Genomic DNA, 7,655 nt, shown 5'->3' on the forward strand with positions numbered 1-7,655 from the left:
CTTTCCGGTCAGAGGGTGCCCCTGTCGGATGCTCGCGGGCTGCGGGTGCGTTGTGGCTGGTCGCGCAGTTCCCCGCGCCCCTGACGGGGCGCGTCCCCCCGGCGAAGCTCAGGGCGCAGAGTGGGCAAGCGCGGCCCCTTGCCGGGTATGCAAGATCCGTCGGGCTCAGTCCTGGCCGACAGGCCGACGCACCCGCACCGCATACCCCGTCTCGCCGCCGCCGTCCTGCTCCACCCGCACGGAACCGTCCGCCGCACGGTGGACGGTGAACCGCTCCGCAGTCGGCCGCTCCCATCCGTCACCCGGATCCGGGATCAGCAGCCCGTCCCCGGTACGTCCCGGCGCCGGCGGCCACACCTCCAGCTCCGTGCGCCCGTCCGAGCCCCGCACCGGCATCGCAGCCCCCGCCCGCGCCAGCACCGGAAGCCGCCCCAGCGGCGCCGTCACCCGCACTGTGGCCGGGCCCTGGTAGCCGCGTCCGGTGCCGGTGTCGTACCACCGGCCCGCGGGCAGCCGCACCGTACGCGACCGCACCCCCGGCTCCAGCACCGGCGCCACCAGCAGCGCATCGCCCAGCAGGAACGCGTCCTCACAGTCCCGCAGCGCCCGGTCCCGCGGATGCTGCCACCACACCGGCCGCACATAGGGGGCGCCGGTACGGTGCGCCAGCTGAGCCAGCGTCAGCAGGTACGGCTCCAGCCGCTCCCGCTCCGCCAGGGCGGCCCGCACATGCTCCAGCACCTCCTCGCCGAACCCCCATGGCGCCCCCGCGGCCCCCGCGGCGGTACGCGTACGGAAGAGCGGCAGATACGCGGCCAGCTGGAACCAGCGCAGATACAGCTCGGGGGAGGGCCGCCCGGTGTCACCGCCGACATCCGGACCCGCGTACGGCACCCCGCACAATCCCAGGCCCAGCACCAGCGACAGCGCGGCCCGCAGCCCCGCCCAGCCGGTCTCCAACTCGGCGGCCCCGGCACCGCCGTATCGCTGGATCCCCGCCCACCCCGCACGGGAGAGCACGAACGGCCGCTCCCCGGGGCGCAGCTCCCGCAGCCCCGCGAACCCGGCCTTCGCCATCGTCAGGGCGTAGACGTTGTGGCCCTCACGGTGATCGCCGCCTCGGCCCTCCAGCGCGTGCCATGCCGAGAGCGGCAGCGTCCGGTCGCCGAACGCGCACAGCGACACCGGCTCGTCCCCGGTGTGCCACACCCCGGCGAAGCCCTGCTCCAACGGCTCCGCGTACAGCGCACCCCACCACTTGCGCACCCGCCGGTCGGTGAAGTCGGGGAAGACCACTTCCCCGCAGAGCGCACGGCCCAGCACCGTCCGCTCCCGCGCGTCCCGTATGAACAGGTCGGCGGCTCCGCCGCTGTCGAACAGCGGATCGCCGGCCTCGGCCCGCACCCCCGGCTCCACCACCGACACCAGCCGCACCCCTGACTCCCGCAGCCCCGCCACCGGTCGCGGAAGCCCCGGGAAGCGTGGCGTGTCCCCCGCGGCCCCGCGCGGGCTGCGGCCGTGCGCGGTCTCCAGATGCAGCGCGCCCAGCGACAGCCCGCGCTCCCGGTGGCCGTCCACCAACTCCCGCACCGCCCGCTCGCCGCCCGCACCGCGCAGCGTGTGCTGGTGGCCCAGCGCCCAACGTGGCGGCACCGCCGGGGCCCCGGTGAGCGCCGCCCAGCCGTGCAGCACACGGGAGGGAGCGCCCGCCACCACCCAGTACCGCATCGGCCCGCCGTCCATCCGCACCTCGCACCGCCCGGGGCGATCGTGCCCCGAGCCCTGACCCTCCGCGCCCTCCCGTACGGTCACCGAACCGTCCCAGGGGTTGTCGTGGAAGACGAGCAGCGTGCCCGCGTCCGCCACGCTCACCAGCACCGGCATGGTGACCGACAGCGGATCGGTGCCCGGACCGCAGGGCCCCGCGTCGGTGTTCCACAGCCGGTACTTGCCCGTCCGCAGCCGGGGCCCCGCGGCCCTGCCGCCCAGCCCGAAGAACCGTGCATCACAGGGGAGTTCGGACCGCTGCATCCACCGCGGCCCGGTGCCGGCCTCCGCCTCGTCGGCACCCTTCTCCGTGCTCTCCCACCAGCGGGGCGGCTGGTCCCGGCGCAGCAGCGCGCCGCCCGGGGTGCGCATCTCCACGGCACCGTGCCGGGAGACGATCACCAGCATCCGCTCGGAGACCACCCGCCAGCCGCCGTCCTTGTCCGGCTCCAGCCGCGCCCGCGGATCGGGCTCCGGGCACGCGCCCACCAGCGCGTACGACGGCTCCGGCGCCGCGCCGTCCCACCCGAGGAACACCGCGCCGCCCACGGTCACCCGCACATCCAGCACCGACCGCGCGAAGCTCACCCTGCCGCCGCCCGGCCCCGGCTCCGCACCCGCCGCCTCGCCCGGCGTACGGGCCCGCTCCGCGCGCTGCCGGGGCAGCCCGGCCGCGTCCGCCCGCCGTCTGCGCCACGCTGCGCGTAGCGCCCCCACCCCTCGCCCTCTGCCCCCCGTACCGACAACCGTCACCGACCGCACCAGGCCCCGCCCTTCCATGCTGCTCAGCCTGCCATCGGCAACCGCACACGTCAGGGCTGTTAAGTGGCCGTTCACCCGCTGGTCACCATCGCTTCTGGGGGCTCCGCACACTCCCCGCAGCCGCGCTGTGTGACTCCTGCCCTGGCACAACGGATGATCACATGGCATCGTCCCGCGCGAAGGGACGCGACGACGCGCACAGGACGCAGGGAGCCGCCATGACCGCAGCGCACAGCGACAGGACCCCCCGGACCTCACAGGTCTCGCAGCCCTCGCAGCCCGAGGCGCTCTGGCGGCCCGATCCCGGCGACTTCCCCTCGGCCCGCCTCACCCGGTTCCAGGACTGGGCAGCCCGCCACCATGGCGCCCCGGCCCCCGACCCGGCCGACCCCGTCGCCTCGTACGCCGCGCTGCACCGCTGGTCCACCGAGCACCTGGCCACCTTCTGGGGCGCGTTCGCCGAATGGTCCGGCGTCCGCTTCAGCACCCCGTACGAGACCGTCCTCGCCGACGCGCGCATGCCCGGCGCCCGCTGGTTCCTCGGCGCCACCCTCAACTACGCCGAGCACGCGCTGCGTCCGGCCGAGGACCCCGCGCGCGCCGCCGAGCCGGCGCTGCTGCACGTCGACGAGTCCCACGAGCCCACGCCGGTCAGCTGGACCGAACTGCGCGCCCAGGTCGCCTCCCTCGCCCAAGAGCTGCGCCGCCTCGGGGTACGCGCCGGCGACCGGGTCAGCGGCTATCTGCCCAACATCCCGCAGGCGGCCGTCGCCCTCCTGGCCACCGCAGCGGTCGGCGGCGTATGGACCTCCTGCGCACCCGACTTCGGAGCCCGCAGCGTCCTGGACCGCTTCCAACAGGTCGAGCCCGTCGTCCTGTTCGCCGTCGACGGCTACCGCTACGGGGGCAAGGAACACGACCGCAGCGAGACCGTCGCCGCACTCCGCGAGGAACTGCCCACCCTCCGCGCCGTCGTCCACGTACCCCTGCTCGGCACCCCGGCACCCGCGGGCGCACTGGAGTGGGCGGACCTCACCTCCCTCGACGCCGAACCCCGCTACGAGCAGGTGCCCTTCGACCACCCGCTGTGGGTCCTCTACTCCTCCGGCACCACAGGACTGCCCAAGGCCATCGTCCAGTCCCAGGGCGGCATCCTGATCGAACACCTCAAGCAGCTCACGCTGCACAACGACATGGGGCCCGGCGACCGCTTCTTCTGGTTCACCTCCACCGGCTGGATGATGTGGAACCTGCTGGTCTCCGGCCTGCTCACCGGCGCCACCGTCGTCACCTACGACGGCAGCCCCGGCTACCCCGACACGGCAGCACAGTGGCGCGTCGCCGAACGCACCGGAACGACCATCTACGGCACCTCCGCCGCCTACGTCATGGCCTGCCGCAAGGCCGACGTCCACCCGGGGCGCGACTTCGACCTCTCCCGGGTCAAGTGCGTGGCCACCACCGGCTCCCCGCTGCCGCCCGACGGCTTCCGCTGGATCCACGACGAGGTCTCGCCCGACATGTGGATCGCCTCCGTCAGCGGCGGCACCGATGTGTGCAGCTGCTTCGCCGGCGCCGCACCCACCCTCCCCGTCTACACGGGCGAGCTCCAGGCCCCCTCCCTCGCCACCGACCTCGCCGCCTGGGACCCGCAGGGCAAGCCACTGGTGGACGAGGTCGGCGAACTGGTCGTCACCCAGCCCATGCCCTCCATGCCCGTCCGGTTCTGGAACGACCCGGACGGCTCCCGCTACCACGACAGCTACTTCGACATGTACCCCGGCGTCTGGCGGCACGGCGATTGGATCACCCTCACCAGCCGCAACACCGTGATCATCCACGGCCGTTCCGACTCCACCCTCAACCGTCAGGGCGTCCGGATGGGCTCCGCCGACATCTACGAGGCCGTCGAACGCCTCCCCGAGATCCGCGAGTCCCTCGTCATCGGCGTCGAACAGCCCGCCGGCGGCTACTGGATGCCGCTCTTCGTCCACCTCGCCGAGGGCGCCGTCCTGGACGACGCCCTGCGGGACCGCGTCAAGCAGACCATCCGGCAGAGCCTCTCGCCCCGCCACGTGCCCGACGAGATCATCGAGATCCCCGCCGTCCCGCACACCCTCACCGGCAAGCGCCTGGAGGTCCCCGTCAAACGGCTCCTCCAGGGCACCGCCATGGAGAAGGCCGTCAACCCCGGCTCCGTGGACAACGCCGAACTGCTCCGCTTCTACGAGAAGCTGGCGCGCGACCGAAGCTGACCCGCAAGCGCCGAGGGCCGCCCCGCACCAGCGGAGCGGCCCTCACCGCGTCAGTCGTACGACCGGATCACTCCCCGGACAGCACCGCCTGCGCCGCGGCCCGCGCGTCCGGACCACTGTCCGCCGCCCGCGCAGCCGCCGCCGCCCGCTCACACTGCGCCAGGGTGTGCTTGGCGAGCTGCGCCCGTACGAACGGGATCGCCGAAGCCCCCATCGACAGACTCGTCACCCCGAGCCCCGTCAGCACACATGCCAGCAGCGGATCGGAAGCCGCCTCACCGCAGACGCCGCAGCTCTTGCCCTCCGCCTTCGCGGCCTCAGCCGAGACGGCCACCAGATCCAGCAGCGCCGGCTGCCACGGGTCCTGGAGCCGCGAGACGGCACCCACCTGCCGGTCGGCGGCGAAGGTGTACTGCGCCAGGTCGTTGGTGCCCAGCGACAGGAACTCCACCTCCTGCAAGACCGAACGGGCCCGCAACGCAGCCGAGGGAATCTCGACCATCGCACCGAACTTCGCGCTCAGCCCCGCCTCCCGGCAGGCGTCCGCGAAGGCCCGCGCATCGGTCCTGTCCGCCACCATCGGCGCCATGACCTCGAGGTACACCGGCAGCCCGTCGGCCGCCTTCGCCAGCGCCCGCAGCTGCTCCTGCAGCACCTCCGGGTGGTCGAGCAGCGTACGCAGCCCGCGCACCCCCAGGGCAGGGTTCGGCTCGTCGGCGGGCGTCAGGAAGCTCAGCGGCTTGTCGGCGCCCGCATCCAGCACCCGCACCACGACGCGCCCCTCCGGGAATGCCTCCAGTACCTGCCGGTACGCCGTGACCTGCTGCTCCTCCGACGGCGCCCGCTCACTGTCGTCCAGGAACAGGAACTCCGTACGGAACAGCCCCACGCCCTCGGCGCCCGCCTCCACGGCCGCCGGTACATCGGCGGGACCGCCCACGTTCGCCAGCAGCGGCACCTTGTGCCCGTCCGAGGTGGCGCCCGGACCGTTGGCGGCCTCCACCGCGGCCTTCCGCTCCTCCGCGGTCCGCGCCAACTCCTCCCGCTCCGCATCGGTCGGATTCACCATGACCTCACCGGTGCTGCCGTCCACCGCGACGACGGTGCCCTCGACCAGCTCACCGGCGCCCGGCAGCGCCACCACGGCAGGCACCCCCAGCGCCCGCGCGAGGATGGCACTGTGGCTGGTCGGCCCGCCTTCCTCGGTCACGAACCCCAGCACCAGAGCCGGGTCGAGCAGTGCGGTGTCGGCCGGGGCCAGGTCCCGCGCGATCAGTACGTACGGCCGGTCACTGTCCGGCACCCCCGGCATCGGCACGCCCAGCAGCCGCGCCACGATGCGGTTCCGTACGTCGTCCAGGTCCGCCACCCGGCCCGCCAGATAGTCGCCCGCCTGCGCCAACAGCGCACGGTAGGCGGCGAACGCGTCGTAGACCGCGCGCTCGGCCGTACTGCCCACGGCGATCCGCCGCTCGACATCGGCCATCAGCTCCGGGTCCTGCGCCATCATGGCCTGTGCCTCCAGCACGGCCTGCGCCTCACCGCCGGCGAGATTTCCCCGGGCGATCAGGTCTGCGGCGACGGCCTCCACGGCCTGCCGCGCCCGCTGCTGCTCACGCGGCGCCTCATCGGCGGCGATCTGCTTGGCCGGGGGCTCGAGCACGGCCGTGCCCATGTGCCGCGCCTCGCCGATCGCCACCCCGTGACTCACGCCCACGCCTCGAAGCGTTGTGTCCATCTCACCCGTCTCCGCTCGGCGGCGGCCCCAGGCCACCGCAGTCGTTTCCGCCCGGCCTGCGCACGCGCAGAAGGGGACTCCCGTGACGCGTGGAGGATGACAGGGAGCAGGGCCGGGCCCGTACGCCGTTCGACGTCTGCCGACGTCAGCTCCAGCCGAAGAGCGCCTGTCCGCGCTCGACGTCACCGTCCTCCAGCACATCACCGAGCGCTTCAGCGGTGGCCTCGAGCGCGATGACCGGGGAGATGGGCGACTTCCCCGTCTCCTCCACGGCCGCCGGATCCCAGCGCACCACGGGCTGCCCCCGCGTCACGGTGTCCCCCTTGGCGGCCAGCAGCTCGAAACCCTCTCCGTTCAGCTGCACGGTGTCGATCCCCAGGTGTGTCAGCACCCCGCGCCCCTCGGAGTCCACCACCACGAACGCGTGCGGGTGCAGCGAGACGACGATTCCGTCGACGGGCGCCACCGCCTCCGTGCGCTCCCGCACGGGGTCGACGGCGGTACCGGGGCCCACCATCGCCCCGGAGAACACCGGATCCGGCACAGCTGCCAAGCCGATAGCGCGTCCGGTCAGCGGGGACGACACGGTGGTCATGGGGGACCTCCCAAGGGCGGAGTCTCGATCAGCCGCCGTCGCTACCTGTCCAGGACGGCGCACCGTGCAGAAGCGTAAGTCATAGGAACAGCCTCTTCCGCAAGAGGCGCGGGCGCGCCGTTACCCCCCGTTGTCCCCTGTCAGCGCACTGTCGATGACGTACCGGTGGCGCCCTCGTGGCGCTGTGGTGGCCCTGCTGTGCAGAACCGATTTGCCTCTGTCGCGCGGACCGCTGTACTGTCGTATGTCTGCCCGGCGCGGATGGCGAGGGCAGCACTTCCAAAACACTCACCGCTTTCGGTCTGTTGACTGCATGCGCTTCGGCGCAAACCGGTTTCAGGTCACCGGAATTGCGGTGGTACTCTTGAAAAGAAGCGAAGGGCAAACGTCCGGAGAAGCCGGTGAGACGGCTTCGAAGGAAGCGTCCGTTCCTTGAGAACTCAACAGCGTGCCAAAAGTCAACGCCAGATATGTTGATACCCCGGCCTGTCGGACAGTAATTGTGTCGGCGGGTTGAGGTTCCTTTGAAAAAGATTAC

Annotated in this window: 4 protein-coding genes; 1 reads left to right on the forward strand and 3 read right to left on the reverse strand. The window is 72.8% G+C overall.

Going from position 1 to position 7,655, the window contains the following annotated elements:
• Positions 1-165 precede the first annotated feature (165 nt).
• A complete protein-coding gene (locus ACTWP9_RS31545; RefSeq protein ID WP_443249734.1) occupies positions 166-2,547 on the reverse strand; it encodes a glycoside hydrolase family 31 protein in 2,382 nt (793 codons plus the stop codon).
• Positions 2,548-2,747: 200 nt separating this feature from the next.
• On the opposite strand from ACTWP9_RS31545, the gene ACTWP9_RS31550 reads away from it, so the two are divergent.
• Positions 2,748-4,784 (forward strand): acetoacetate--CoA ligase, encoded by a 2,037-nt coding sequence (locus ACTWP9_RS31550; RefSeq protein ID WP_443249735.1) that lies wholly within the window; start codon positions 2,748-2,750, stop codon positions 4,782-4,784.
• A 67-nt stretch (positions 4,785-4,851) separates the two neighbouring features.
• Here ACTWP9_RS31550 and ptsP read toward each other — a convergent pair whose 3' ends face one another.
• Positions 4,852-6,522 carry a phosphoenolpyruvate--protein phosphotransferase gene (gene ptsP / locus ACTWP9_RS31555; protein ID WP_443249736.1) on the reverse strand — a complete coding sequence of 557 codons (1,671 nt, stop codon included), beginning with the start codon at positions 6,520-6,522 and terminating at the stop codon, positions 4,852-4,854.
• Positions 6,523-6,667: 145 nt separating this feature from the next.
• On the reverse strand, positions 6,668-7,117 hold the full coding sequence (locus ACTWP9_RS31560) for a PTS sugar transporter subunit IIA (protein ID WP_443249737.1): 450 nt from the start codon (positions 7,115-7,117) through the stop codon (positions 6,668-6,670).
• Between the last annotated feature and the right edge of the window lie 538 nt (positions 7,118-7,655).

Origin of the sequence: Streptomyces sp. 3N207, assembly GCF_052246355.1 — a bacterium.
GTDB lineage: Bacteria > Actinomycetota > Actinomycetes > Streptomycetales > Streptomycetaceae > Streptomyces.